This is a genomic window from Sphingomonas sp. CBMAI 2297 (assembly GCF_029870595.1).
Taxonomy (GTDB): Bacteria; Pseudomonadota; Alphaproteobacteria; order Sphingomonadales; family Sphingomonadaceae; genus Sphingomonas.
Genome location: NZ_JAPDIR010000005.1, coordinates 162,031 through 183,909 on the forward strand (window position 1 = coordinate 162,031; position 21,879 = coordinate 183,909).

Consider the following 21,879-nt stretch of genomic DNA (forward strand, 5'->3'; position numbering starts at 1 on the left):
TGCAATCCAGTCTGCATTTACCTCGCAAATGGGTGAATTTGCTCAGCCGCGCTTCGGCGCCTGAGATCCGTCTAGCTCGGCCAACAGTGCAGGGACGATCCTCAGCCTACGGCGGCGATGCTGCTCCAGCAGGGCGACCAAGCGTGCGCCATCGCCTTGCCCGAAATACAGGGCAAGCAAAGCGAACTCTTCCTTGGCATCGCTCAACACCTGCGCTTCGAGGCGCCGAAACGGCGCGAGGCGATCATTGAGCCGCTGAATCGCCCTGACATGTTCGGTGCTGCCAGTCACGCGGGCGATCTCGACAAACAGGTTGGCTGCCGCCGCGACCAAGTCCTCATCGGAAGAGAAGATGAGTGCCTCGGCAGCAGGTTCGGGGCGTTTGCGGCGCGCTGCAAGGAGGAGCAACTGCGCATTCCAGTTATAGAGGTCGCGAAGCGCGGTTTCACTAGGCAGCGGCACCCGAAAGCCATTGTGGTTGGGCGCCTCGACCAGCCGCTCACCGGTGAGACGATGCAGTGCGTCGCGAACGGGCGTTATGCTTGATGCAATCTGCTTGCCGATCAGCGCGGGCTCGATCGGGCTGCCGGGCGGCAGTTCGCCCTCGGCCAGCATGCGCTTGAGTTCGTGATAGACCCGTTCGAAGGTGGCGCCGGGGCTCATTGTGGCGTCAGCCGCGCTGCCCGGCGACATGCGCCTCGATCAGCGCCTGCTGGTCCGGGCGCAGCGCATCGATCGCGCCGATCGGGTGGTTGGGTATGTCGTGGAGCAGGATCGACGGGCATTGGCCTTCATAGTTGCCGAGGTTGGGCCGGTGCTGGCGGTAGCCGACCAGTGCCGCGAGCTCGGGCGGGAAGTGGCGCGCGACGTCGGGAGGATAGGTGAGCCACTGGTTTTCATAGGGCTTGAGCCAGCCCAGGCAGTAGCTGATGATCGCGCCGCGGCGGGTGGTGAAGCTGCGGTTGCCGCTCGCGCCGTGCAGCGTCGATCCGAGGAAGACGAGCGCGTCGCCGGGATCGAGCTCGAGCGCGATCGGCGCGGTGTCCGGGTTCGGCTCGAGCGCACTGGCGCCGTGGCTGTCGGGCCAGAGCAACGTCGTGCCGTTCATCTCGCGATAGGGGGTGAACGGCCACATGACGTTGACGAGATATTCGATCGTGCCGACGGGTCCCCGCCACATGTCCTGGTCGCGGTGCGGCAGCTGCGGCAGCGCGCCGGGGTGCAGCGCGATCGCCTGCGTCAGGTTGAGCTGGATGCAGTCGCACCAGGGGCTGAGGACCTGCTCGGCGATAGCGAGGATATCGGGATGCATGACCAGCTCTGCGGCATGGGGGCTTCGGGCGAGCAGCCGCCCGAAGCGCTTGGTGCGCTCGCCATAGAAACCGCCCTGGCAGAACGGGGTTTCGGTGAAGGCTTGAGCTAGGTCCTCGTCGAGCGCCTTGATCGTGGCATTGGGGAGAGCGTCGGGCAGGACGCAATAGCCCTGGTCGAGGAGCTGCCGCATCGGATCGGGCGCCGCCTGTGCGATTGGCTGGAGCTTCGTCGCCATCACGCTGCCTCCTGCTCGAGCTCGGCCGGGGCATGGATGCCATTGGCCGCGAGCAGCTTCGGCGTCTCGGGCGTGATCTCGATCCGAAGCGCGCCGAGCGTCATCCCGTCGATCGTGCGAGGCAGTCCCAGTGGCTCGGCGTGCCAGCCGAATGCGAGGATCTGGCCCAGCCATCCCTGCTCGGCGACTCCGGTATAGGTCGTGATGCCGTGTTCGAGCGCGTAATGCGCGAGCGCCGCGACCAGCGCGTCGCGCCAGCGTCGGCGCTCGGGCGCGCGCAAGTTCCGGTCGAGGCAGAAGCGGGTGATCTCCCAGGTGCTCGGGCCGGTGGGCGGCGCTGCGTCGCACAGCCCGGCGAACAGGTCGCCCAGGATGTGCGGGCGGGTCGTCGGCAGCAGCCGGGCCGACGCCAGGTGGTTCTGGTCGGTGTCGGCGAGGATCAGGTAGCGCGCATGGGGATCGTCATACTGGTCGATCTCGTAGCGGCCGGCGAGGACGGGTAGGTTCCAGCCAAGCAGGTCGACGAAGACGCGCTTCCTGGCTTCGAACATCGCGCGCATCACCGCGTCGCTGGCGGCGCTCTCGTCGTCGTGGGTGAACAGCATGGCCGGGCTCCCCTGGTCGTGGAGGCCCGATGCTGTGCCCGGTGGCCGGCGCTGGCCATTCCCCAGAAATGGGGAGTTTCAACGCCACAGCGCATCGGTGAAGGTAAGCGCCCCGTCATAGAGGGCGTGGATCGCGAGCTGGGTCCGGTTGGCGACGCCATACCGGCCCCGCGCCTCCTTCATGTACTGGATCGCCGTCTCATGTCCGATACCGAGGATCTGCGAGATCGCCCAGTCCGACTTGCCGCGCGCCGCCCAGTAGATGCAGTCGCGCTGGCGATCGCTGAGCCGCGGCCGGTCGAGATCGATCCGGCGCACGCCGGACAGTCGCCGCGCCGCCTCGAACGCCGCGGTGCCGACGAACTGCGCGAGCGGCAGCCATTCCACGCGGTAGCTTTTCCCATGGGCGGTCGCGAAGGAGCACGAGCCCTCCGACTCGCCCGGGATGTGCGCGGGCACCGTATAGCCGTCGGCGATTCCCGCGCGCCTCGATCGCGCGATAATCTCCTCGTCGCGCCGGCTCAGCTCGATGAGGTCGCGCAGCATCGTCCATGGGAAGCCGAGATTGCGCAGGTGGCTGGCCCGGTGCACCGGATCCGAGCGGCCGAGCCCCTCGGCATCGAAGAACGCCTCCCATTCTGCGGGATAGTTGTGGATGCGGATCGCCGGCTGCGGCGTCCGCGCGATATCGACATGATGCGCCAGCGCGAAATAGCGGAAGCCCATCTCGCGCGTGATCGCGTCCACATGGGCGCCGAGTTCGGCGATATCTACCGCGGTTTCGGCCGCAGTGGCGAATTGTTGTGCTGTCGCGAGTACCATGGGCAACGCCATACCGATGAAGGACGCGCCCCAAGCTGCTGCGTCCGTGACCGACACCTGCCCTGTCCGCGCCCGGCGCTTTCCCGTCGCCGCCGCGGTCGGATCGATAGGCGGTCGGGTCTAGTCCGATCTGGCCGGCAGGGCAAATCCGCGTGGCAGAAGCTGCAGCTAAGTCGCTTGGGCACAAGGCCATTACCCCGGTATGCCGGCGATGGGGCCGGCGCCTGACGGCCGTCCCGACTGGCGGGACAGCGCGCCTTACCGTGCGCTGGCGGGAATCGATCGTGCGGGGCTCGCCTGGGAGTGGCTGCGCCGCGATCCCGCCTATGCGGCGATCAGCGCGCGGCTGCGGCGCGTCGGCGTCGGCACGGCGCCGCATCTCGAGATGGAGGCGGACGCCCGGGCTTTCGGGCTGTGCTTTCGCCGAGGACGCCGGCCGGCCGGCGCCTGAGGCGCGCTTGTTGTGGCATGCCGATCTGGACCCGTTTGTGCTCCAGGTCCGCGCGGTGCCGAGTGCAGGCTCGGATCCCGATGCGATCGACCTCGCCCGCCTGATGCGCTGGGCGACGATCGTGCGCGGCGGCGGGCGCGAGCATGTCGCTCTCTCCGACGGCTGGCACCGCATCCGGATCGACGTGGTCGAAGGCACGCTGGTCGAGGAGGGACCGGCGCGGCTCGACTATCTGCTGTCGGGGCTGACCCGCGTCGATGCGCCGGTGCTGACCTTACGTCGCATGCTCGGCTTGTGGCGCACCGGCCGCTTCGCACGATTGCTCTATCCGCCCGAACCAGGTCTGCCGCGGCGACTGGAGACACTGCGTGTCGGCGATGCGATCGCGGCAGGCGCATCGTTCCGCGAGATGGCCGTTGCGCTCTACGGCGGGGACCTGGTCCGCTCCGAATGGAAGGGCCGGTCCGACTTTCTGATGTCGCGGGTTCGCCGGCGTGCGGCCGAGGCCCGGGCGATGGCGGCGGGAGGCTGGCGGGCGCTACTGGGCAGTTGAGCCCGGAAACCACGTCGCGCATCATGGCTAATGTCGAATTTGGGGGAACGCGATGGACTATTTTGAGCAGAAGCTAAGCTTCGTTGATGGCTGCGTCATGACTTACAGCAAAGCCACACGTCTGATGACAGAGGTATGGGAAGCGGAAATGGGCGCGCCGATGGGCAAACTCTCAGGTTCTCCGAAGGACCGGTTTCGCGAGGCGCTTCGCCATTTTGCGGACGCGATCCGCGGGCATTCTAGAACAGATCTTGGAGGTAAGCTGAAGAAGGCGGCACAGGATGACGCGGTACTCAAGTCCTTTATCGATGAGAGCCTGGAAGTTCCCGACGCGACACTGCCGCCAGATGTCGATGACGTACCGCCTTCGGTCTTCAAAGATGCGATATGGGCTGAAGTTTTCGACCTCGCAGTGGAAGAGCCGGTTGACGTAGATTTGGATGTCTTCCTTCGCCCGGTCGTCGCACGAATCGTAGCGGCGATGGGATGGAAGCGCCGCTTCAACGTCGGTGAGAACCGTCATTTTCCGCGTATGGTGCAGTGGCTGCGAGAGGTGCAGGAAGAATCGACATATGGCGAGGTTGCAGGCTTTCGACTGATGAACCGATCGGGATCGGGTCGCGTCGCAGCCTATCCAGCGGGCCCGTACGCACTGAAGGTGAGGATCGATGGCGCCTCGCTCTGACGCGGCAATTCCAGGCCTGTCGGTCAGGGTTCTACTGACCGGCTTTCCCGAGGATCTTCTCACGCTCGCGATGCTTTTTCCTGAAGGACGCCTGCCCGGCGTATATGTCACAACGCAGGTTATCGGGCGGAAGGATGGCCTGATGGACCGTGTATCCGACGCGTCGAATACCGAAACGGTGCTTGAAGGCCCGGGATGCTCGAGACTCGCGCATGTGCCGCACTTCGAGAGTGCGCGATGGACCGCGCTTGAGATCCTGGCGCCGCTGAATGGCTTCGCTTCCCTGGCGGATGCGAACTTCGTCCCGGTGCAACCCGTCAGTGCGTCGTTCGCTGAGGGCGGTACGACTGGCTTTATTGACCTCCGCCCATCAGTTCCTACACGCCGTCACCGGCTGATATCGGCGGATAGGGTACCGGAGCAGCGCGCGGCTATTCCTTCGCGCGTAGAACTCATGTCGTCAAATCCGCTCGCGGCCTACGCTGGCGCGGTCATTGCCGCGACGCCATCCTGGGCGGACTACTACAGGGTGCTCGAGGACATCGCGGGTGCCTGTGGCACGGACATCTCGAAGCTCCACCAGACCGGCCTCATCAGCCATGCACTCCAACGAGAGTTCACCAAAGCGGCCAATAATCGCATGAGCGGGCGTCACGGGGCTTCAGGCAGGAAGTTCGATGGAGACGAACGCGACCTGATGAATCTCCTCGAAGCAAGGGAAGTTGTTCGTCGCGTGGTATCCGGATGGATGGACAGCATCTGCGGCGGCTATCTGCCACGTGATCGTGTCGACGGGCCCGCACTTCGATTCGGGCTTGATAATCACGACTGACAATCGGCCGCAGTGGTTCGGCTGCGCAGATGCCCTTTGGCGCGCCTAGCTGGGTAGGCAAGACCAGTCGTCGAGCGATCCTGCAGCCGCTGCCGAGGTGAAGCCACTGAGCCCAGGATGCTTGAGGTTGGTCTTGGTGAGCCGCAGCGCTTCGGCCTGCGGCATGATGTAGAAGCGGTCCGCTGTTCGGTCGATGCCGTTTGGGCTCATGCCGAGCCGCACCAGCATATAGAATAGGCCGGGCGTCGGCTGCTTCGGCTTCACCATCCACGCGCCTGGCTTGCACTTGCCCTTTACGTCCACGATGAAGCTCGCGCCGCTCGGCGCCCGCACAACGAGGTCGGCGAGAGGCGCGTTCGGACCAAGGGTCAGGCTGACGGCATAGCCGCGCCGGGTCAGCTCGCCAGCTGCCAGAAAGACCGCGGCCCACTCCGCTTCGTTTCGCGTCATGGTCATTCGCCCTGGCTAAAGGGCACCCGTTGAGTTTGCGTGAAGCGCAACCGGACACGTCGGTGCGGCAGCCGGGCGCCTCGCGGGCGATGCACAGCGGAGCGCGGGACCTGCGGTGCGCACACTGCGGCTGGCAGGCAGCCACAGGGTTCGCGCCGATTTTGCCCGCGCTGCACACTTGCCTTGGACCGGGGGGCGCGGCGGCGGCTGGCGCACGGCTTGCGCGCGCACGCCGCCGCGCCTGCGGTGTCGGCAAGAGTGCGTCCTTTTTGTTTTGCATCGCGTCGCTGCGATCGCGCTCTACGGCGCTTCGCGCCGCCGGGCCGCGGCGCGTCCCGGCCTGGCGGTGACGATCGCTGGCGCTTGTTGATGCGGTCGGCGCGCTCGCGCGCCGGCGCTGCTGGGCCGGTCCCGGTCAGCGGGATGGCCGTCGCGCCCTTCTAGGCCCGCTCGGGCGGGGCGCAACCCGGGCGCTGGCCCGGGTCCTCCACTCGCGTTCCTGCCTGCGGTGCGCCCCGCCCCCTGGTCGCGGGCCTTTTCGGGCTTCCTCGCCGCCCACCCCGCTTTCCGGGGCCGGGTGCGGTTTTTTGGTGAGGAGGACAGGTCGTGGGCGAACGGGATGGGCATGGGAAACCGGGAGAGGGTGGCGGGCGCAGGGGCCTGCTCACTCCCGAGCTTCGCGCGGCGCTGCGCGAACAGGCGGGCAGCGATGCCGGGGACAAGCGTCCGCTGGTCAAGCTGTTCAACCCGATGGGCGCCGCGACATGGCTGGCGAGCGAGCTGGACGCGGACGGCGACACGCTGTTCGGGCTGGCCGATCTCGGTTTCGGCTGCCCGGAGCTCGGCTATTTTTCGCTGGGCGAGATCGAGGCGCTGCGCCTGCCCTTCGGGCTGGGTATCGAGCGCGACCTGCATTTTTCGACGACGGTGACGCTGTCCGACTGGGCGGCATGGGCGCGCAAGGCGGGGTCGATCCTCTGGGCTGAGACGCTGCTGCGCCGCGCGAGCGACACCGCCAGCGACCTGACGGACCGGTTTTCGTCCTCCGAGTGAGGGCGCGAAAGGCGCGCGGCGCGCCTTTCGCCGCATCCCGAAAACCGGTCCCGCGCACTTCTCACGATACACGGGGCCGGCGCTCACAAGGAGCAGGCACATGAAACTCCAATTCATCGAAATCGGCAAGCTCTATGTCGATAAGGCGAACATGCGCTTCGCCAAGCGCCCGCCCGATGTCTCCGACATCCTGCCGAGCGTGCGCAAGCGCGGCATCCTCCAGACCCTGATCGTCCGGCCCGGCGAGGAGGACCGGTTCGGCATCCTCGCCGGTTCCCGCCGCTTCCGCGCCGGGCAGATCATCGCCGGGGAGCGCATCGGCGAGGGCGAGGAGTCGCCCGAGCCGTTCCTCTTTCCCTGCGCGATCCTGGAGGAGGGCGACGATGCCGCCGCCGTCGAGGCGTCGCTGATCGAGAACATGGCGCGGCTCGACCCCGACGAAGTGACGCGCTGGGAAACCTTCGTCCGGCTGGTCAAGGAAGGCCAGTCGCCCGACGAGATCGCCGACACCTTCGCGCTGCCGGTGCTCGCCGTGCGGCGCACGCTCGCGCTCGGCAACCTGCTGCCGCGCATCCGCGACCTCTATCGTCGCGACAAGATCGATGCCGCGACGGTGCGCCACCTCACCCTTGCCAGCAAGGCGCGGCAGAAGGACTGGCTGGTGCTGTGGGATGCGCCCGACACCCACTGCCCGACCGGCTGGCAGCTGCGCGGCTGGCTGTTCGGAGGGCAGGCGATCTGCGCTTCCTATGCGCTGTTCGACGTCGATGCGAACGGGTTGGCGCTGGTCGCCGACCTGTTCAACGAGCAGCGTTACATCGGCGATGCCGACGCCTTCTGGGCCGCGCAGAATGCTGCGATCGAGGCCCGGCGCGTGGCCTATCTGGAGGCGGGCTGGACCGGCGTCGAGATCATCGGCCCGGCCGAGCAGTTCCAGCATTGGGAGCATGAGAAGACGCCCAAGCGCAAGGGCGGGCGCGTCTATATCGACGTGCGCGCGAGCGGCGAGGTCGTGTTCCACGAGGGCTATCTGACCGCCAAGGAAACCAAGCGCCTTGCGCGCGGCGAGGCGCCGCCGAGCGACCAGCCCAAGGCCGCGCGGCCCGAGATCACCGGGCCGATGCAGACCTATCTCGACCTGCATCGCCATGCCGCCGTGCGCGCGGCCCTGCTCTCGCGCCCCAAGGTCGCGCTCCGGCTGATGGTCGCGCATGTCATCGCCGGCTCGCATTTGTGGCGCGTCGATCCCGAGCCGCAACAGGCCCGCAACGATGCGACCGCCGAGTCGGTCGAGACCTGTCGCGGCGAGACGCAGTTCGACGCCAAGCGGCGGACGGTGCTCGCCGCGCTCGGCTTCGACCCCGAGACGCCGACCGTCTGCAAGGGGCGCGTCGAGGGCGGCGAGGGGGACCGCCTCACCGCGATCTTCTACGCGCTGCTCGACCTGCCCGACCGCGTGGTGATGGACGTCATCGCGGTGCTGATCGGCGAGACGCTCGCCGCCGGGAGCCCGGCGGTCGAGGCGGTCGGGACCGAGCTGGGCGTCGCCATGGCGAACTGGTGGCAGGCCGATGCCGCCTTTTTCGAGCTGGTCCGCGACAGGGAGGTGCTGACCTGCATCGTCGCCGAAGTGGCGGGCAACATCGTCGCCAACGCCAATACCGGCGAGAAGACCGCCACGCTCAGGAAGATCGTCACCGACCATCTCGGCGGTGTCGGCGGACGCGCCAAGGTCGAGCATTGGGTGCCGCGCTGGATGGCCTTCCCGCCCTCGGCCTACACCACACGCGGCGGCGTCGGCACGGTGGTTGCCCATATCAAGGCAGAGGCAGCACGGCCCGCGCCTGTCACCGAACCGGTGCCGGAGCCCCAGCCCGAGCCGCTGGCCGCCTGAAACCTTGCGGGGCGGCGCCGCCGCCCCGCCTTCAATGCGCCGCGCGCCGGATCACCTTCTTGGTCGCACCGCACAGCGAGCAGCTGTCGATCCTGCGCTCGAAGCCGCCCTGGCCGGCGAGCTCGCGGGTCTTGTGGTTGGCGTGCTGCCGGACACTGAGGCCGAGCCGCTCGGCAATGCAATCGTCGCACACCGGCTCCGGCGACAGCCGTCCGATCAGCGCCCGGACCTGGTCCAATACCGTAATGTCATCCCCCTCGAACCCGGCTTCATAGCCTGCACGGGCGCGTGGCGCAGCCGGACTGCGGCGAGCCGAACGGGCGCGGGACTCGCGTTTGTGGGTGGGCAAGCTTCCCCCTCGTATCCAACCGGCAGCCGCATGCGGCCTCTTTCACGATGGCCGTCTGGCACCGCGCGGCCTTGGCCAGCAACGGCGTCGCCGGCTTTCTTCCCCGGCTCGGCGCTTCGCCCCTGCGCCTTCCTCGCGAGGCAAGAAAGCCGGCTTTGGCCGCCCTTCGCTGTCGCTGCGGCCCGGCCCTGCGGGGCCGGGTGCATGCCGGCCGCTGGCGGTGCCGCCTCGACGCCATCGACGCCGCACTGGCGCGGCTTCGAGGGAACGAGGAGACTATCCATGGCCACCATCGGCAGCTTCACCCGCGACGATTCCGGCGTGTTCACCGGCACCATCCGAACCCTGACGCTCAACGTGAAGGCGAGCATCCGGCCCGCGACCAAGGACAATGACAAGGCGCCCGACTACCGGGTCATGAACTCGGGCAATGTCGAGTTCGGCGCCGGCTGGACCAAGACCTCGCGCGAGGACCGGCCCTATGTCTCGGTCAAGCTCGACGATCCGTCGCTGCCCGCGCCGATCTACGCGACTTTGGTCGAGGGCGAGCAGGGCATCCACAACCTGATCTGGTCGCGCTGAGCCCTCGCGTCCCGCGCCGCCCCGGCGCGGGACGCAGCCTTGCAGGGGGTGTCGAAATCGCACCTGCCGGTTTTCGACACTCTTCGCCGGGTGCCTCGCCCGCCATCCCCGGTGCCGTTCGAAGCACTCGAGGAGTTGCGGCATGGACGACGACGATATCGACCGGGCAAGCAGCGCCAGGCGCGGCTCGCCCTTTCTCAACACCGAGCAGGCGGCAGCCTATCTGGGCGTGTCGAGCCGATCGCTGAAGCGGCTGCGGGTACGCGGCGACGGTCCGGTGTTCCGCCGGCATTGCCGCTTCGTCCAATATCATATCGACGATCTCGACGCATGGAGCCGCGAGCATAGCGCGCGCGGGATCCGGCCATGAACAGGCGCCGCCCATCCGACGATGCGCCGCTGCTCGCCTGGGGCGAGGCGCGCCATGCCGGTCGCCAGCGCGAGCTCCGCCGGCTGCGCCTCGCCATCCTCGGCGGCGCCGCGCTGGTCCTGCTCACTGTCCCGCCCGTCTATGGCCCGGCCCCGCGACTGGTGTGGAACGCGAGCGCCAGCGCGCCGATCGGGCTCTACTGGGTGTGGCCGGGCGACGCGCCCGCGCGCGGCGAGATGGCGATCGCCTGGCCGCCGCCGCGCTGGCGATCGCTTGCCGCCGAGCGCCATTATCTCCCCGCCAACGTCCCGCTGGTGAAGCGCGTCGCCGCCGTGCGCGGCGACCTGGTCTGCGCGTCCGGGCCTCAGGTCTCGGTCAATGGCGTGCGCGTCGCGACCCGCATCGCGCACGACCCGAGCGGCCGCGCTTTGCCCTGGTGGCAGGGCTGCCGGCGGCTTTCGCCCCACGAATATTTGCTGCTGATGGATGCATCGGGCTCGTTCGACGGGCGCTATTTCGGAATCAGCGCGGGGCGCGACCTGGTCGGGCGGGCGAGGCTGATATGGCGGCGCTGAGCCTCGCGCTCGCCGGCGTGCTGGTCCTGGCCGATCCGGCCGGGACGTGGCGCTGGTCGGCGGAGATCGACGCGGCCGCGGCACGCTGCGGCGTGCCCGGGGACTGGATCGTGCGGGTGATGCAGGCCGAGAGCGGCGGTCGGACGATGCTCGGCGGGCGCCCGATCCGCAGCCCCAAGGGCGCGATCGGGCTGATGCAGCTGATGCCGGCGACCTGGGCGGAGCTTCGGCGCGAACTCGGCCTCGGCGACGATCCCGACCTGCCCGCCGACAATATCGTCGCGGGCGCCTGCTATCTCCGGCGCATGTACGACCGCTTCGGCTATCCCGGGCTGTTTGCGGCGTACAATGCCGGGCCCGCGCGGTACGCCGCCTGGCTTGCTGGCGAGGCGGGCTTGCCGGCGGAAACCACCGCCTATCTGCGCCGCGTGACCGGCGCTGTGCCGGTGCCGGCCGAGGTGGCGCCCTTGCCGCGGGAGCCGCTGTTCCTGGTTCGCCGGGAGGTGCCCGCACCGAACGCCACGGTCCCAGCGGCGAGGCAGGCATCGGCGATGTTCGTGCTCCGCCGCGAGGGGCCGTGACGTGGCGAGGGTGGGAAGGCTCGTCGTGAAGTCCCAGCATGACGGGCGGCAAAGCGACCCTCAAGGCCCATGGGTGCCCCCCAATTTGCTCCGCAAATCGGTTCCCCCCATGTCCGCTTCGCGGCGCCTCCGCTCACGCTCCGGCGGCCCTGACCGCCGCTTCGCCGTCCGTCTTCGGGACGCTGTCCTCGATGGTGAGGACCGCAAGCGGAGACTGATCATGGCACACTTGGTACCCATCTCGGACGCGGCCGATCGCGTGATGGCGGCACTGGTCTCGGGGCTCGAAATCGAGTTCGGACGGCAGGCGGCCGCGGCGCTGGCGGAGCGATTCCTCGATGCCGAGGAGGCCGATTTCCTTTGGGACGCACGGGCCGAGGAACGCTGGCTCGGCGGCTATCTGGGCGGCGAGGATGGCGACATCGAGCTCGACCGGGTGCGCATTCTCGGGCGGATCGACGGGCGCTGGTTCGTCGCGGTGATGCTCGTCGACGGTGATGGCGACGTCCATGGCATGCTCGGCAAGCGCAGTTTTGGACGCGCGGAGCAGGCGCGAAGGGCGTTCGCGGATGCGTGAAATCCGCCTCGGATCGGGCCGGGATGCGCTGTGGCACAGGCAGCGTGTCCCGGCTCTCTTTTTGCGCCTTGTGGAAGGCAGGCAGGAGAAGAAGGGAAAACAAGATAAAGGCAGTGTCTCGCGACCCTGCTCAAGTGACTGTCTGCACATCCTTTTTTCGGGAGACTTGCTCGCGGCGGTGCGAGACAGGCTTCGCAGGAATGGCGGAAATCCGCGCTTTCCTCCGCTTTTCCGCGAGACTCTGCGAGGCCGGCGGTGAGCGAGGACGAGTTCACGCCCAAGCTCGGCAAGCCGGGCGCCAGGGACGGCAAGCGCCTGGTCAAATATGGCGGGCGCGTGCTTGCCGCCGCTCGCCTTGCGGGCAGCAAGACCGGCGTACTGGCGCGGCGCTTCGACGGTAGCCGGATCGGCCGCGGCGCGAGCATCGGCCGGCTGCTGTCGAGCCGCGACCGGTTCGCCGGTGCCCGGACGCGGCGGGCGATGGTCAAGGTGCGGCTGGTGCGGATGGCCGGCACCGGCCTCGCGGCGGCGCGCGCCCACCTGCGCTATATCCAGCGCGACGGAGTGACGCGCGAGGGCAATCCGGGCGAGCTCTACGGGCGCGATGTCGACACCGCCGACGGCAAGGCATTCCTCGATCGCTGTGCCGGCGACCGCCACCAGTTCCGCTTCATCGTCTCGGCCGAGGACGGCGCGGAATATCCCGACCTCAAGCCCTATGTCCGCCGGCTGATGGCGCAGGCCGAGCACGACCTCGGCACCCGCCTCGACTGGGTAGCCGTCGACCATTTCAACACCGACAATCCGCACACCCACATCATGCTGCGCGGCGTCGACGACCAGGGCCAGAACCTCGTCATTGCGCGGGAATATATCGCACACGGCCTGCGCGAACGTGCCGCCGAGCTCGCCACGCTCGACCTGGGGCCCCGCACAACCCAAGAGATCCAGGACCGCCTGCGCCATGATGTCGAGCAGGAGCGGCTGACCGCGATCGACCGCCGGCTCATTCGCCGGATGGATGCCGCCCGGATCACCAGCCCAGCGCACAACGATCCGTTCCAGCAGGCCGTCGCCACGGGGCGCCTGCGCAAGCTCGGCGCGATGGGGCTGGCCGAGGACTTGGGGAACGGGCGCTGGCGGCTCGCCGACGGGCTGGAGGATACGCTGCGCCGCATGGGCGAGCGCGGCGACATCGTCCGGCTGATGCAGCGCGAGCTGACGGCCCGCCGGCTCGAGCGGGCACAGGCCGACCGCGTCATCGAGGGGGAGCTGCGGGAGCCGGTCATCGGTCGCGTCCTCCGGCGCGGCTTCTCCGACGAGCATCGCGATCGCCATTATCTGATCGTCGACGGGATCGATGGACGCGCGCATTATCTCGACATCGGCCGCGCAACGGCGACCGAACCCACCCCGGAGGGCGCCATCGTCCGCGTGGCGCCGCGGACCGCCGAGGTCCGCGAGATCGATCGCACGATCGCCGCGGTGGCGGCGTCGCATGACGGACGATACTCGGTGGAGTTCCATCTAGAGCACGACTCGCAGGCCAGCCGGGCGTTCGCCGAAGCGCATGTCCGCCGCCTCGAGGCGATGCGGCGGGCGGGGTTCTCCGAAGGGCTGGCGGACGGGAGTTGGGCCGTCGCGAACGACCATGTCAAACGGGCCGCCGCCTATGAGGCGCGGCAGCTCCGCGACCGGCCCGTCGCGATCGAAACGCTGTCCGCGATCCCGCTCGACCGGTTGCCCGGCGCCGACGCCGCCACCTGGCTCGATCGCACACTGACCGGAGACGAGCTCGCCGTGGCACGCGATGCCGGGTTCGGGCGCGAGGTGCGGGGCGCGCTCGCTGCGCGCCGGCAATGGCTGGTCGAGCAGGGGCTTGCCGATGCCGACGACGTCCCCCGACTCCGACGAGGGGTGCTCGCCATGCTGCAGCGGCGCGAGCTGCTCCGCGTCGCGGACGCCTTGCGCGAGGAGTTGGGCAAGTCGTTCGTCGAGCCGGTCCAGGGCCAGAGGATCGAGGGTCAGCTGACGCGCCGGGTCGAGCTGGCGGGCGGGCGCTATGGGCTGGTCGAGCGCAGCCGCGAGTTCAGCCTGGTTCCGTGGCGGGCGGTGCTCGAGCGGCAATTGGGCAAGCCGATGACCGGCATCATGCGAACCGATGGCATTAACTGGCATCTGGGGCGAAGTCGTACCGGCCCCCAGATATCTTGATTACGCCCAATGGTCTGGCGGCGAGCGAAGAGAAGCGGCACATACACCGACACCGCACCATCAGGCGAACGTGCACCATGTCTGAATCCGAAACCAAGCCAGATCTCGGCCTTATGTTGTACGATAGTCTGCCTGAGGGGTTTGAGGCAGGGTTGCTCGAAGGATTGGCTGGCGACGGCTTGACGCTTCGAACCTTGCGGATTCCAGGGGGCCCATTCGCCGGGATTGAGCTTTACCTGCCGGCAGCCGCGATGCTGTTCATCGCCACGGGATATCTCAACGGCTTCCTGCAGAAGGCCGGAGAGGATCATTACGAACTGGTCAAACAGGCAGCCACAAAGCTGTGGAAGCGTGCGTCGTCGCTGCAGGTCACGAGGATCGGGTCCAAGGGCAAGGTGTCGGACACCGGCTTCTCACTGGCCTATGCGATCATGGGCGAAGTTGCCGGCGGCTTGCGCTTCAAGTTTATCGTTCGGACGACGATCGAAGAAACCGAGGCCGACGCCGGGGTCCGGGCATTTCTCGACCTTCTGCTGGCACTGCAAAGCGGCGAACTCAGCCAAGCAGACACCCAGGCGCTGCTTACCTATCAGCCGATCGGAGGCACCGTGCTGGTTACCTTTGATCCGCACGCGAAGCGCATCGTGCCGGTTAACGCCTTCGATCCGGAGGCAGCCCAGTCATGAAGGCCGTTCGCGCAGCGCTCTGGCCTTTGCGGGAGCGCGCCCAGCAAATGACTACGCCGGAAATGCTCGAACGGCTCGACGCCGATCTCGGGCCGCTGGGTTTGGTCAAGACAGGCGACTTGCTTCAACGCTGGCGTCTACCCGCGCTGCAACTGGCCCGCGCGGGGACGGCGCGGCAATGGCAGAAGCTGCTCGAGCAACATCCGCCCGAGCATCGCCATCTCGCGCTATATGCCGCGGCCGCCTGGATCACGCGGACCCTGGTGCTGGCCGAAGCGCTTGAACGATCGGATTTGGCGGAGCTTCCAAAAAGATGGGCGGCAGATCGGGCCCTTTCTCCGGTCGAAGAGGTCGAGGAGCACCGACTCTGGCTATGGCCTTTTGAGTCAGAACCACCCTGGCCGCTCTGGGAGGAGGAAGAGGAGGAGGATTGAGTGGGCCGCCGGCATCGCCGTAATCGACCCGCTGATCGATACGCCTCGACGCACACGTTCGCCGAAACGGCACCAAATAGGTACCCAGTGTCACCAGCGAGCGCCTGACGCGCGGATCGAGATCCAGCGACCCTTGAGGCCGAGCCCGGGACGCTGAGTCGTGCGGGCGGAGGCCCGCATGACACCGACGAAGCTCCTCCTTGGCCAGATGCTGGCGGTCGCCACGATCGTCGTCGCGGGCATCTGGTTCGCGACGCAATGGGCGGCGGCGTCGCTCGCCTATCAGCCCGAGCTCGGGACGCCCTGGTTCCGGCTCGGCGAAACGCCCGTCTACGCGCCTTGGTCGCTCTTCCCCTGGTGGTTCCATTTCGACGCCTATGCGCCGGTCGTCTTCGACGAGGCCGGCGCGATCGCCGCGGCGGGCGGCCTGCTGGGCTGCGGTGCGGCGGTGGCCGGCTCGGTCTGGCGGGCACGGCAGCAGCGCAACGTCACGACCTATGGGTCCGCGCGCTGGGCGGGCCCTCGCGATATCCGGGCCGCAGGGCTGGCGGGGGAGGCCGGCGTGTTCCTGGGCCGGGCTGGCTCCCGCTACCTGCGCCATGACGGGCCGGAGCATGTCATGGCGTTCGCGCCGACGCGCTCGGGCAAGGGCGTCGGTCTCGTCGTGCCGACCCTGCTCGGCTGGGCCGGCTCGACGGTCGTCCACGACATCAAGGGCGAGAACTGGCAGCTGACCGCCGGCTGGCGCGCGCGCTTCTCGCATTGCCTGCTCTTCAACCCGACAGACGCGCGCTCGGCGCGCTACAATCCGCTGCTCGAAGTGCGCCGCGGCGCCGACGAGGTCCGCGACGTCCAGAACATCGCCGACATCCTGGTCGATCCGGAAGGCGCGCTCGAACGGCGCAGCCATTGGGAGAAGACCAGCCATTCGCTGCTGGTCGGCGCGATCCTCCACATCCTCTACGCCGAGGAGGAGAAGACGCTCGCCCGGGTCGCGACCTTCCTGTCCGACCCCGAGCGCCCGTTCGTTGCCACGCTGCGCGCGATGATGGCGACCAATCACCTCGGGACCGACGAGACGCCGCTGGTGCATCCGGCCGTCGCCTCGGCCGCACGCGAGGTGCTCAACAAGTCCGACAACGAGCGCTCGGGCGTGCTGTCGACCGCGATGTCGTTCCTCGGTCTCTACCGCGACCCGACGGTCGCAGCGGTCACGGCCGCGTCCGACTGGCGCGTCGAGGACCTGGTCGCCGCACCGCATCCGGTGTCGCTCTACCTGGTCGTGCCGCCCTCGGACATCAGCCGCACCAAGCCGCTGATCCGTCTCGTGCTCAACCAGATCGGCCGGCGCCTGACCGAGCAGTTGTATGCCGCGGGCGCTCCGGGGCGCCACAGGCTGCTGATGATGCTGGACGAGTTCCCGGCGCTCGGCCGCCTCGACTTCTTCGAGACCAGCCTGGCCTTCCTCGCCGGCTATGGCGTCCGCGCCTTCCTGATCGCGCAGAGCCTGAACCAGATCGAGAAGGCTTACGGCGAGCACAACGCCATCCTCGACAACTGCCATGTCCGCGTCGCCTTTGCGACGAACGACGAGCGGACCGCGAAGCGCATCTCCGACGCGCTCGGCACCGCCACCGAGCAGCGCGCCATGCGCAACTATGCCGGCCACCGGCTGGCGCCCTGGCTCGCCCACGTCATGGTCAGCCGGCAGGAGACCGCGCGCGCACTGCTGACGCCCGGCGAGGTCATGCAGCTGCCGCCGACCGACGAGGTCGTGCTGGTTGCGGGCTATCCGCCGGTCCGCGCGCGGAAGCTGCGCTACTTCGAGGACGCGGAGTTCAAGGCGCGCGTGCTGCCGCCTCCCGCTCCCGGACGCGCCCAGGCGGCCGATCTGCCGCCGCACCGCGCGCATGACTGGCAGGACCGGGTCCGCCGGGTCGATGCGCGGCTCGCCGAGGCTGCGCCCGAAGACGAGGAGGAGGCCGGCGGCCTCGAGCAGGCGCGCCATCCCGCCCAGGAAATCGGCGCCGCCGCACCCGTCGATCTGGCGCCCGCCGACCCGCTCGGGCTGGGCGAGGACGAAGGCGACCCCGCCGCCGACAAGCGCGCGATGGACCAGGCCACGACCGGCACCGCGCGGCGCGCCTATGTGCTGGACATGGCCGACAAGCGGCCCGGCAATCTCGAGCTGGACTTCTGAGATGGCCGAGCGCGTCCGCCACCAGCTCTTCCTGCCGAAGCCGGTCAGCGACCGGCTCGAGACGCTTGCCGCAGCACCCGGCGCGACCAAGTCCGCCATCCTCGCCGATGCGGTGACCGCCTGGCTCAACCGCCGCGGCACCTCTGAACTCGAGGATCGCTTCGCGCTCCGCCTCGACCGGATGTCCAACGCGCTGGGCCGCATCGAGCGCGACGGCCATGTCGTGCTCGAGACGCTCGCGCTGTTCATCCGCTTCGAACTCTCGATCCAGGCACCGCTCGCCGAGAACGACGTGGCGGGCCGCGCGCTCGCGCGCGAGCGCTTCGAGGCGTTCGTGACGCAGGTCGGACGCGCCGTCGCGACCGGCAGGCGCACGCTCCTCCCCGGAGAGGAAGAGCGATGAGCGATATCCTCTCCTCCGATCGCCGCCGCGCGATGCTGCGCACGGCGATGGGCCCCGACATCGCCTCGGCGCTCGCCGATCCACTGGTGGTCGAGGTCATGGTCAATCCCGATGGGTCGCTGCGCCTCGACCGGCTCGGCGAAGGCCGGATCGACACGGGCGTCGTCTTGGAGGCATCGCAGGTCGAGCGGATCGTCCGGCTGGTCGCGAGCCACGCGCGCGCCGAGGTCCATGCCGGGCAGCCTATCATCTCGGCCGAGCTGCCCGCGCATCTCGATGGCCGGGCCGGCGAGCGTTTCGAAGGCGTGCTGCCACCGGTCTCGACGGGTCCCTGCTTCTCGATCCGCAAGCCTGCCCAGCGCCTCTACACGCTCGACGATTATGTCGCCGATGGGATCATGGCCGAGGCCATGGCGGATGCGCTGCGGGCGGCGGTCACCCAGCGGTTCAACATCCTTATCGCCGGCGGGACGAGCTCGGGCAAGACGACGCTCGCCAACGCGCTGCTTGCCGAGATGCGCTGGGTGGAGACGCGCGTCATCCTGATCGAGGACACGCGCGAGCTGCAAAGCCCGGCACCGGACACCGTTGCACTCCGCACCCGCCCGGGAATCGTGTCGATGACCGACTTGGTGCGCTCGACGCTCCGCCTCCGCCCGGACCGGATCATCGTCGGCGAGGTCCGCGGACCCGAGGCGCTCGACATGCTCAAGGCCTGGAACACCGGGCACCCCGGCGGGATTGCGACCGTCCACGCCAACTCGGCCGAGGCTGCGCTCTACCGCGTCGAACAGCTCGTCCAGGAAGCGGTCGTCACCGTACCCCGCCGCCTCGTCGCCGAGGCGATCGACCTCGTCGTCTTCATCGCCGGACGCGGTGCCCACCGCTCGGTCGACGCGATCGCGCGGGTCGTCGGCGTCGATCCCGACACCGGCGCCTACGCGCTCGCCCCCTTCTCCCTCCCCCACAATCAAGGAGCCTGACCATGAAGACCATTGCCTTGCCCACCAAGCCGCACCTGCTGGCCGGCGCCGCCCTTGCCGTTCTGGTCGCCGGCCAGGCCTGGGCCTCCGGAACCGGCATGCCGTGGGAGGAACCGCTCCAGCAGGTGCTGGAATCGGTCCAGGGCCCGGTCGCCAAGATCGTCGCGGTGATCATCATCATCGTGACCGGCCTGACGCTGGCGTTCGGCGAGACGGCCGGCGGCTTCCGCCGGCTCATCCAGATCGTCTTCGGCCTGAGCATCGCGTTCGCGGCCTCGAGCTTCTTCCTGTCCTTCTTCTCGTTCGGCGGCGGGGCGCTGCTGGCATGATCGGCGACGGCCAGCATCTCGACGGGTTCGAGGCGCCGCTCCACCGGTCGCTCGCCGAGCCGATCCTGCTCGGCGGCGCGCCGCGCGCCATCGCGATCGTCAACGGCACCGTCGCCGCCGCGCTGGGCCTCGGACTCCAGCAGTGGATCGCGGGCGTGCTGGTCTGGGCGGTCGGGCACACCATCGCGGTGTTCGCGGCGAAGCGCGACCCGGACTTCGCTCCGGTGCTCGCGCGCCACCTGCGGCAGCGGGGATATCTCGCATGCTGAACCTGCGCGAATATCGCAGCCGCGCCGACCGGCTGGCCGATCATCTGCCCTGGGCCGCGCTGGTCGCGCCCGGCGTGGTGCTCAACAAGGACGGCAGCTTCCAGCGCACGCTGCGCTTCCGCGGCCCCGACCTCGAATCGGCGACCGAGGCCGAACTGGTCTCCGCCTGCGCGCGCGCCAACAATGTGCTCAAGCGCTTCGGCTCGGGCTGGGCGCTGCACATCGAGGCCGAGCGTCGCGAGGCGCCGGGCTATCCGGCGAGCGACTTCCCGGACGCGGCGTCCTGGCTCGTCGACGAGGAGCGGCGCGCCTCGTTCGAGGCGGCGGGTACGCATTTCGAGAGCCGCTACCATCTCACCCTGACCTTCCTGCCGCCGCCCGACCAGGCGGACAGCGCCGGCCGCGCGCTGGTCGAGCGTGCCGATGCGCCGCAGGGCCGCGACTGGCACCAGGCGCTGGCCGGGTTCGTCGCGGAGACCGATCGCGCGCTCGACCTGTTCTCCGACTTCATGCCGGAGATGGCCGCGCTCGACGATGCGGAGACGCTCGCCTTCCTCCACGGCGCGATCTCGACCCGACGCCACGGCGTCCGCGTGCCCGAGACGCCGATGTATCTGGACGGTCTGCTCGCCGACACGCCGCTGATCGGCGGGCTCGAGCCGATGCTCGGGTCGTTGCACCTGCGCACGCTGACCATCCTCGGCTTCCCCGGCCTCAGCCGGCCCGGGATCCTCGACGCGCTCAACCATCAGGACTTCGGCTATCGCTGGGTCACGCGGTTCATCGCGCTCGACAAGACCGACGCGACTAGGGCGCTGACCCGGCTGCGCCGCCAATGGTTCAACAAGCGCAAGTCGGTCACCGCGATGCTGCGCGAGGTGATCTACAACCAGCCGGTCCAGCTGCTCGACAGCGACGCCGACAACAAGACCGCCGACGCCGATCTGGCACTCCAGGCACTGGGCGGCGACCATGTTGCCTTCGGCTACCTCACCACGACGATCACCGTCACCGACGAGGATCGCGCCCGTGTCGAGGACAAGGTCCGCGCGGTCGAGCGGATCGTCAACGGGCTCGGCTTCACCTGCATCCGCGAGGGGCTGAACGTGGTCGAGGCCTGGCTCTCGAGTCTGCCCGGGCAGGTCTATGCCAATGTCCGGCAGCCGCTCGTCCATACGCTCAACCTCGCGCACCTGATGCCGCTCTCGAGCGTTTGGGCCGGACCATCGCGCAACCGGCACCTCGACGGGCCTCCGCTCCTTCACGCCGAAACCAGCGGGTCGACCCCGTTCCGCCTGTCGACCCACGTCGGCGATGTCGGGCACATGATGATCGTCGGGCCGACGGGTGCCGGCAAGTCGGTCCTGCTCGCTCTGATCGCGCTCCAGTTCTGCCGCTATCCGGGCAGCCAGCTCTACCTCTTCGACATGGGCCGCTCGGCGCGGGCGGCGACGCTGGCAATGGGCGGTGCGCATCACGGCCTCGGGCTCGGCGGCGACGCCGGCGAGACGATCGCGTTCCAGCCGCTTGCCGGGATCGGCGACGCCGGAGAGCGCGCCTGGGCGGCCGAGTGGATCGCCGCGCTGCTCGCACACGAAAAGGTCGTGGTCACGCCGGAGGTGAAGGAAGCCGTCTGGTCGGCGCTGACCAGTCTGGCGAGCGCGCCGATCGAGGAACGGACGCTCACCGGCCTCTCGCTGCTGCTCCAGTCGATGGCGCTCCGCTCGGCACTCGCGCCCTATACGCTCGAAGGTCCGTTCGGCCGGCTGCTCGACGCGGCCGAGGATGATCTGCGCATGGCGGACGTCCAGTGCTTCGAGACCGAGGCGCTGATGGGTGCGGGCAGCGCGGTCGCGCCCGTCCTGACCTATCTCTTTCACCGGCTCGAGGCGCGGTTCACCGGACGCCCGACATTGCTGATCCTCGACGAGGCCTGGAAGTTCCTCGACCACCCGCTGTTCGCCGCGCGCATCCGCGAATGGCTGAAGACGCTGCGCAAGAAGAATGTCGCGGTGATCTTCGCGAGCCAGAGCCTCGCCGACATCGCCGACAGCGGCATCGCACCCGCCATCATCGAGAGTTGTCCGCAGCGCATCCTGCTTCCCAATGCCGCGGCGATCGAGCCGCAGGGACGCGCGGCCTATCAGCGGTTCGGTCTCAACGACCGCCAGATCGAGCTCGTCAGCCGCGCGACGCCCAAGCGGCACTATTACCTACAGTCTGCGGCCGGCAACCGTCTCTTCGAGCTGGGCCTCGGGCCCATCGCGCTCGCGCTGTGCGGCGCCTCCGATCCCGCCACCCAGGCGCGCATCGACGCGCTGCTCGCCGCGCACGGCCCGGCCGGATTCGCCGCGCGCTTCCTCGAAGACGCCGGGCTCGACTGGGCCGCGGCGCTGCTCGCCCAATTCCCCGATCCCCAAGCGAAGGAGTAGA

Annotated in this window: 26 protein-coding genes; 20 read left to right on the forward strand and 6 right to left on the reverse strand. The window is 68.8% G+C overall.

Annotated elements, in window-relative coordinates; genetic code table 11:
- Positions 1-42: 42 nt before the first annotated feature.
- The 4 genes from OMP43_RS09310 to OMP43_RS09325 all read right to left on the reverse strand — a co-directional run bounded on the left by OMP43_RS09310 (position 43) and on the right by OMP43_RS09325 (position 2,976).
- Positions 43-693, reverse strand: coding sequence for a GntR family transcriptional regulator (locus OMP43_RS09310; RefSeq protein ID WP_280279439.1), 651 nt, complete (start codon positions 691-693; stop codon positions 43-45).
- Entirely contained in the window at positions 671-1,549 is an 879-nt protein-coding gene (locus tag OMP43_RS09315; RefSeq protein WP_280279440.1) for a phytanoyl-CoA dioxygenase family protein, read from the reverse strand. Before OMP43_RS09315 ends, OMP43_RS09310 begins: the two co-directional genes overlap by 23 nt.
- Positions 1,549-2,154, reverse strand: a complete 606-nt coding sequence (locus OMP43_RS09320) for an acyl-homoserine-lactone synthase (RefSeq protein WP_280279441.1) — start codon at positions 2,152-2,154, stop codon at positions 1,549-1,551. The genes OMP43_RS09315 and OMP43_RS09320 overlap by 1 nt, the downstream gene beginning before the upstream one ends.
- A 78-nt stretch (positions 2,155-2,232) precedes the next feature.
- Positions 2,233-2,976 carry a LuxR family transcriptional regulator gene (locus OMP43_RS09325; protein WP_280279442.1) on the reverse strand — a complete coding sequence of 248 codons (744 nt, stop codon included), beginning with the start codon at positions 2,974-2,976 and terminating at the stop codon, positions 2,233-2,235.
- A 211-nt stretch (positions 2,977-3,187) separates the two neighbouring features.
- Between OMP43_RS09325 and OMP43_RS09330 the strand changes: the two genes are divergently transcribed.
- From OMP43_RS09330 to OMP43_RS09345, 4 genes are read left to right on the forward strand one after another with little or no spacing between them, the layout of a single operon-like run.
- Positions 3,188-3,427: a DUF6499 domain-containing protein gene (locus OMP43_RS09330; protein ID WP_280279443.1), complete on the forward strand. Its 240-nt coding sequence runs from the start codon at positions 3,188-3,190 to the stop codon at positions 3,425-3,427.
- A 10-nt stretch (positions 3,428-3,437) separates the two neighbouring features.
- Positions 3,438-3,980 carry a DUF2285 domain-containing protein gene (locus OMP43_RS09335; protein ID WP_280279444.1) on the forward strand — a complete coding sequence of 181 codons (543 nt, stop codon included), beginning with the start codon at positions 3,438-3,440 and terminating at the stop codon, positions 3,978-3,980.
- 52 nt (positions 3,981-4,032) lie between these two features.
- A complete protein-coding gene (locus tag OMP43_RS09340; protein WP_280279445.1) occupies positions 4,033-4,665 on the forward strand; it encodes a hypothetical protein in 633 nt (210 codons plus the stop codon).
- Entirely contained in the window at positions 4,649-5,497 is an 849-nt protein-coding gene (locus OMP43_RS09345; RefSeq protein ID WP_280279446.1) for a hypothetical protein, read from the forward strand. Before OMP43_RS09340 ends, OMP43_RS09345 begins: the two co-directional genes overlap by 17 nt.
- Before the next feature lie 45 nt (positions 5,498-5,542).
- Here the strand turns inward: OMP43_RS09345 and OMP43_RS09350 are convergent, their stop codons facing one another.
- Entirely contained in the window at positions 5,543-5,947 is a 405-nt protein-coding gene (locus OMP43_RS09350; protein WP_280279447.1) for a hypothetical protein, read from the reverse strand.
- Positions 5,948-6,553: 606 nt separating this feature from the next.
- On the opposite strand from OMP43_RS09350, the gene OMP43_RS09355 reads away from it, so the two are divergent.
- On the forward strand, positions 6,554-7,000 hold the full coding sequence (locus tag OMP43_RS09355) for a DUF2958 domain-containing protein (protein WP_280279448.1): 447 nt from the start codon (positions 6,554-6,556) through the stop codon (positions 6,998-7,000).
- Between the two features lie 100 nt (positions 7,001-7,100).
- Entirely contained in the window at positions 7,101-8,894 is a 1,794-nt protein-coding gene (locus OMP43_RS09360; protein ID WP_280279449.1) for a ParB N-terminal domain-containing protein, read from the forward strand.
- A 31-nt stretch (positions 8,895-8,925) separates the two neighbouring features.
- Here OMP43_RS09360 and OMP43_RS09365 read toward each other — a convergent pair whose 3' ends face one another.
- The gene (locus OMP43_RS09365) at positions 8,926-9,132 is read right to left on the reverse strand and encodes a hypothetical protein (protein ID WP_280279450.1); all 207 of its coding nucleotides are present in this window, start codon (positions 9,130-9,132) and stop codon (positions 8,926-8,928) included.
- Between the two features lie 393 nt (positions 9,133-9,525).
- Between OMP43_RS09365 and OMP43_RS09370 the strand changes: the two genes are divergently transcribed.
- From OMP43_RS09370 to trbE, 14 genes are all read left to right on the forward strand, one after another.
- Positions 9,526-9,825 carry a DUF736 domain-containing protein gene (locus OMP43_RS09370; protein ID WP_280279451.1) on the forward strand — a complete coding sequence of 100 codons (300 nt, stop codon included), beginning with the start codon at positions 9,526-9,528 and terminating at the stop codon, positions 9,823-9,825.
- 142 nt (positions 9,826-9,967) lie between these two features.
- On the forward strand, positions 9,968-10,195 hold the full coding sequence (locus OMP43_RS09375; protein ID WP_280279452.1) for a helix-turn-helix domain-containing protein: 228 nt from the start codon (positions 9,968-9,970) through the stop codon (positions 10,193-10,195).
- On the forward strand, positions 10,192-10,770 hold the full coding sequence (locus OMP43_RS09380; protein ID WP_280279453.1) for a S26 family signal peptidase: 579 nt from the start codon (positions 10,192-10,194) through the stop codon (positions 10,768-10,770). Before OMP43_RS09375 ends, OMP43_RS09380 begins: the two co-directional genes overlap by 4 nt.
- The gene (locus OMP43_RS09385; RefSeq protein ID WP_280279454.1) at positions 10,758-11,351 is read left to right on the forward strand and encodes a lytic transglycosylase domain-containing protein; all 594 of its coding nucleotides are present in this window, start codon (positions 10,758-10,760) and stop codon (positions 11,349-11,351) included. Before OMP43_RS09380 ends, OMP43_RS09385 begins: the two co-directional genes overlap by 13 nt.
- Positions 11,352-11,571: 220 nt before the next feature.
- Positions 11,572-11,928, forward strand: coding sequence for a hypothetical protein (locus OMP43_RS09390; protein ID WP_280279455.1), 357 nt, complete (start codon positions 11,572-11,574; stop codon positions 11,926-11,928).
- A 255-nt stretch (positions 11,929-12,183) separates the two neighbouring features.
- Entirely contained in the window at positions 12,184-14,142 is a 1,959-nt protein-coding gene (gene rlxS / locus OMP43_RS09395) for a relaxase/mobilization nuclease RlxS (RefSeq protein ID WP_280279456.1), read from the forward strand.
- A gap of 77 nt (positions 14,143-14,219) precedes the next feature.
- Positions 14,220-14,828 carry a hypothetical protein gene (locus OMP43_RS09400; RefSeq protein ID WP_280279457.1) on the forward strand — a complete coding sequence of 203 codons (609 nt, stop codon included), beginning with the start codon at positions 14,220-14,222 and terminating at the stop codon, positions 14,826-14,828.
- The gene (locus OMP43_RS09405) at positions 14,825-15,262 is read left to right on the forward strand and encodes a hypothetical protein (RefSeq protein WP_280279458.1); all 438 of its coding nucleotides are present in this window, start codon (positions 14,825-14,827) and stop codon (positions 15,260-15,262) included. The genes OMP43_RS09400 and OMP43_RS09405 overlap by 4 nt, the downstream gene beginning before the upstream one ends.
- 178 nt (positions 15,263-15,440) lie before the next feature.
- Entirely contained in the window at positions 15,441-17,462 is a 2,022-nt protein-coding gene (locus tag OMP43_RS09410; RefSeq protein ID WP_280279459.1) for a conjugal transfer protein TraG, read from the forward strand.
- Position 17,463: 1 nt separating this feature from the next.
- Complete coding sequence (locus tag OMP43_RS09415) at positions 17,464-17,865, forward strand: CopG family transcriptional regulator (RefSeq protein WP_280279460.1); 402 nt, start codon at positions 17,464-17,466, stop codon at positions 17,863-17,865.
- Positions 17,862-18,848 carry a P-type conjugative transfer ATPase TrbB gene (gene trbB, locus OMP43_RS09420; RefSeq protein ID WP_280279461.1) on the forward strand — a complete coding sequence of 329 codons (987 nt, stop codon included), beginning with the start codon at positions 17,862-17,864 and terminating at the stop codon, positions 18,846-18,848. The genes OMP43_RS09415 and trbB overlap by 4 nt, the downstream gene beginning before the upstream one ends.
- A gap of 2 nt (positions 18,849-18,850) precedes the next feature.
- Positions 18,851-19,177 carry a TrbC/VirB2 family protein gene (locus OMP43_RS09425; RefSeq protein ID WP_280279462.1) on the forward strand — a complete coding sequence of 109 codons (327 nt, stop codon included), beginning with the start codon at positions 18,851-18,853 and terminating at the stop codon, positions 19,175-19,177.
- Positions 19,174-19,446, forward strand: a complete 273-nt coding sequence (locus tag OMP43_RS09430) for a VirB3 family type IV secretion system protein (protein WP_280279463.1) — start codon at positions 19,174-19,176, stop codon at positions 19,444-19,446. Before OMP43_RS09425 ends, OMP43_RS09430 begins: the two co-directional genes overlap by 4 nt.
- Positions 19,440-21,878 (forward strand): conjugal transfer protein TrbE, encoded by a 2,439-nt coding sequence (gene trbE, locus OMP43_RS09435; RefSeq protein WP_280279464.1) that lies wholly within the window; start codon positions 19,440-19,442, stop codon positions 21,876-21,878. Before OMP43_RS09430 ends, trbE begins: the two co-directional genes overlap by 7 nt.
- Position 21,879: the final 1 nt, after the last annotated feature.

What these genes read in the sequence shown, in the direction of transcription:
- OMP43_RS09310 (WP_280279439.1), bottom strand. Translation starts at nt 693, where the DNA reads ATGTCGCCGGGCAGCGCGGCTGACGCCACAATGAGCCCCGGCGCCACC.
- OMP43_RS09315 (WP_280279440.1), bottom strand. Translation starts at nt 1,549, where the DNA reads ATGGCGACGAAGCTCCAGCCAATCGCACAGGCGGCGCCCGATCCGATG.
- OMP43_RS09320 (WP_280279441.1), bottom strand. Translation starts at nt 2,154, where the DNA reads ATGCTGTTCACCCACGACGACGAGAGCGCCGCCAGCGACGCGGTGATG.
- OMP43_RS09325 (WP_280279442.1), bottom strand. Translation starts at nt 2,976, where the DNA reads ATGGTACTCGCGACAGCACAACAATTCGCCACTGCGGCCGAAACCGCG.
- OMP43_RS09330 (WP_280279443.1), top strand. Translation starts at nt 3,188, where the DNA reads ATGGGGCCGGCGCCTGACGGCCGTCCCGACTGGCGGGACAGCGCGCCT.
- OMP43_RS09340 (WP_280279445.1), top strand. Translation starts at nt 4,033, where the DNA reads ATGGACTATTTTGAGCAGAAGCTAAGCTTCGTTGATGGCTGCGTCATG.
- OMP43_RS09345 (WP_280279446.1), top strand. Translation starts at nt 4,649, where the DNA reads ATGGCGCCTCGCTCTGACGCGGCAATTCCAGGCCTGTCGGTCAGGGTT.
- OMP43_RS09350 (WP_280279447.1), bottom strand. Translation starts at nt 5,947, where the DNA reads ATGACGCGAAACGAAGCGGAGTGGGCCGCGGTCTTTCTGGCAGCTGGC.
- OMP43_RS09360 (WP_280279449.1), top strand. Translation starts at nt 7,101, where the DNA reads ATGAAACTCCAATTCATCGAAATCGGCAAGCTCTATGTCGATAAGGCG.
- OMP43_RS09370 (WP_280279451.1), top strand. Translation starts at nt 9,526, where the DNA reads ATGGCCACCATCGGCAGCTTCACCCGCGACGATTCCGGCGTGTTCACC.
- OMP43_RS09375 (WP_280279452.1), top strand. Translation starts at nt 9,968, where the DNA reads ATGGACGACGACGATATCGACCGGGCAAGCAGCGCCAGGCGCGGCTCG.
- OMP43_RS09380 (WP_280279453.1), top strand. Translation starts at nt 10,192, where the DNA reads ATGAACAGGCGCCGCCCATCCGACGATGCGCCGCTGCTCGCCTGGGGC.
- OMP43_RS09385 (WP_280279454.1), top strand. Translation starts at nt 10,758, where the DNA reads ATGGCGGCGCTGAGCCTCGCGCTCGCCGGCGTGCTGGTCCTGGCCGAT.
- OMP43_RS09390 (WP_280279455.1), top strand. Translation starts at nt 11,572, where the DNA reads ATGGCACACTTGGTACCCATCTCGGACGCGGCCGATCGCGTGATGGCG.
- OMP43_RS09400 (WP_280279457.1), top strand. Translation starts at nt 14,220, where the DNA reads ATGTCTGAATCCGAAACCAAGCCAGATCTCGGCCTTATGTTGTACGAT.
- OMP43_RS09405 (WP_280279458.1), top strand. Translation starts at nt 14,825, where the DNA reads ATGAAGGCCGTTCGCGCAGCGCTCTGGCCTTTGCGGGAGCGCGCCCAG.
- OMP43_RS09410 (WP_280279459.1), top strand. Translation starts at nt 15,441, where the DNA reads ATGACACCGACGAAGCTCCTCCTTGGCCAGATGCTGGCGGTCGCCACG.
- OMP43_RS09415 (WP_280279460.1), top strand. Translation starts at nt 17,464, where the DNA reads ATGGCCGAGCGCGTCCGCCACCAGCTCTTCCTGCCGAAGCCGGTCAGC.
- trbB (WP_280279461.1), top strand. Translation starts at nt 17,862, where the DNA reads ATGAGCGATATCCTCTCCTCCGATCGCCGCCGCGCGATGCTGCGCACG.
- OMP43_RS09425 (WP_280279462.1), top strand. Translation starts at nt 18,851, where the DNA reads ATGAAGACCATTGCCTTGCCCACCAAGCCGCACCTGCTGGCCGGCGCC.
- OMP43_RS09430 (WP_280279463.1), top strand. Translation starts at nt 19,174, where the DNA reads ATGATCGGCGACGGCCAGCATCTCGACGGGTTCGAGGCGCCGCTCCAC.
- trbE (WP_280279464.1), top strand. Translation starts at nt 19,440, where the DNA reads ATGCTGAACCTGCGCGAATATCGCAGCCGCGCCGACCGGCTGGCCGAT.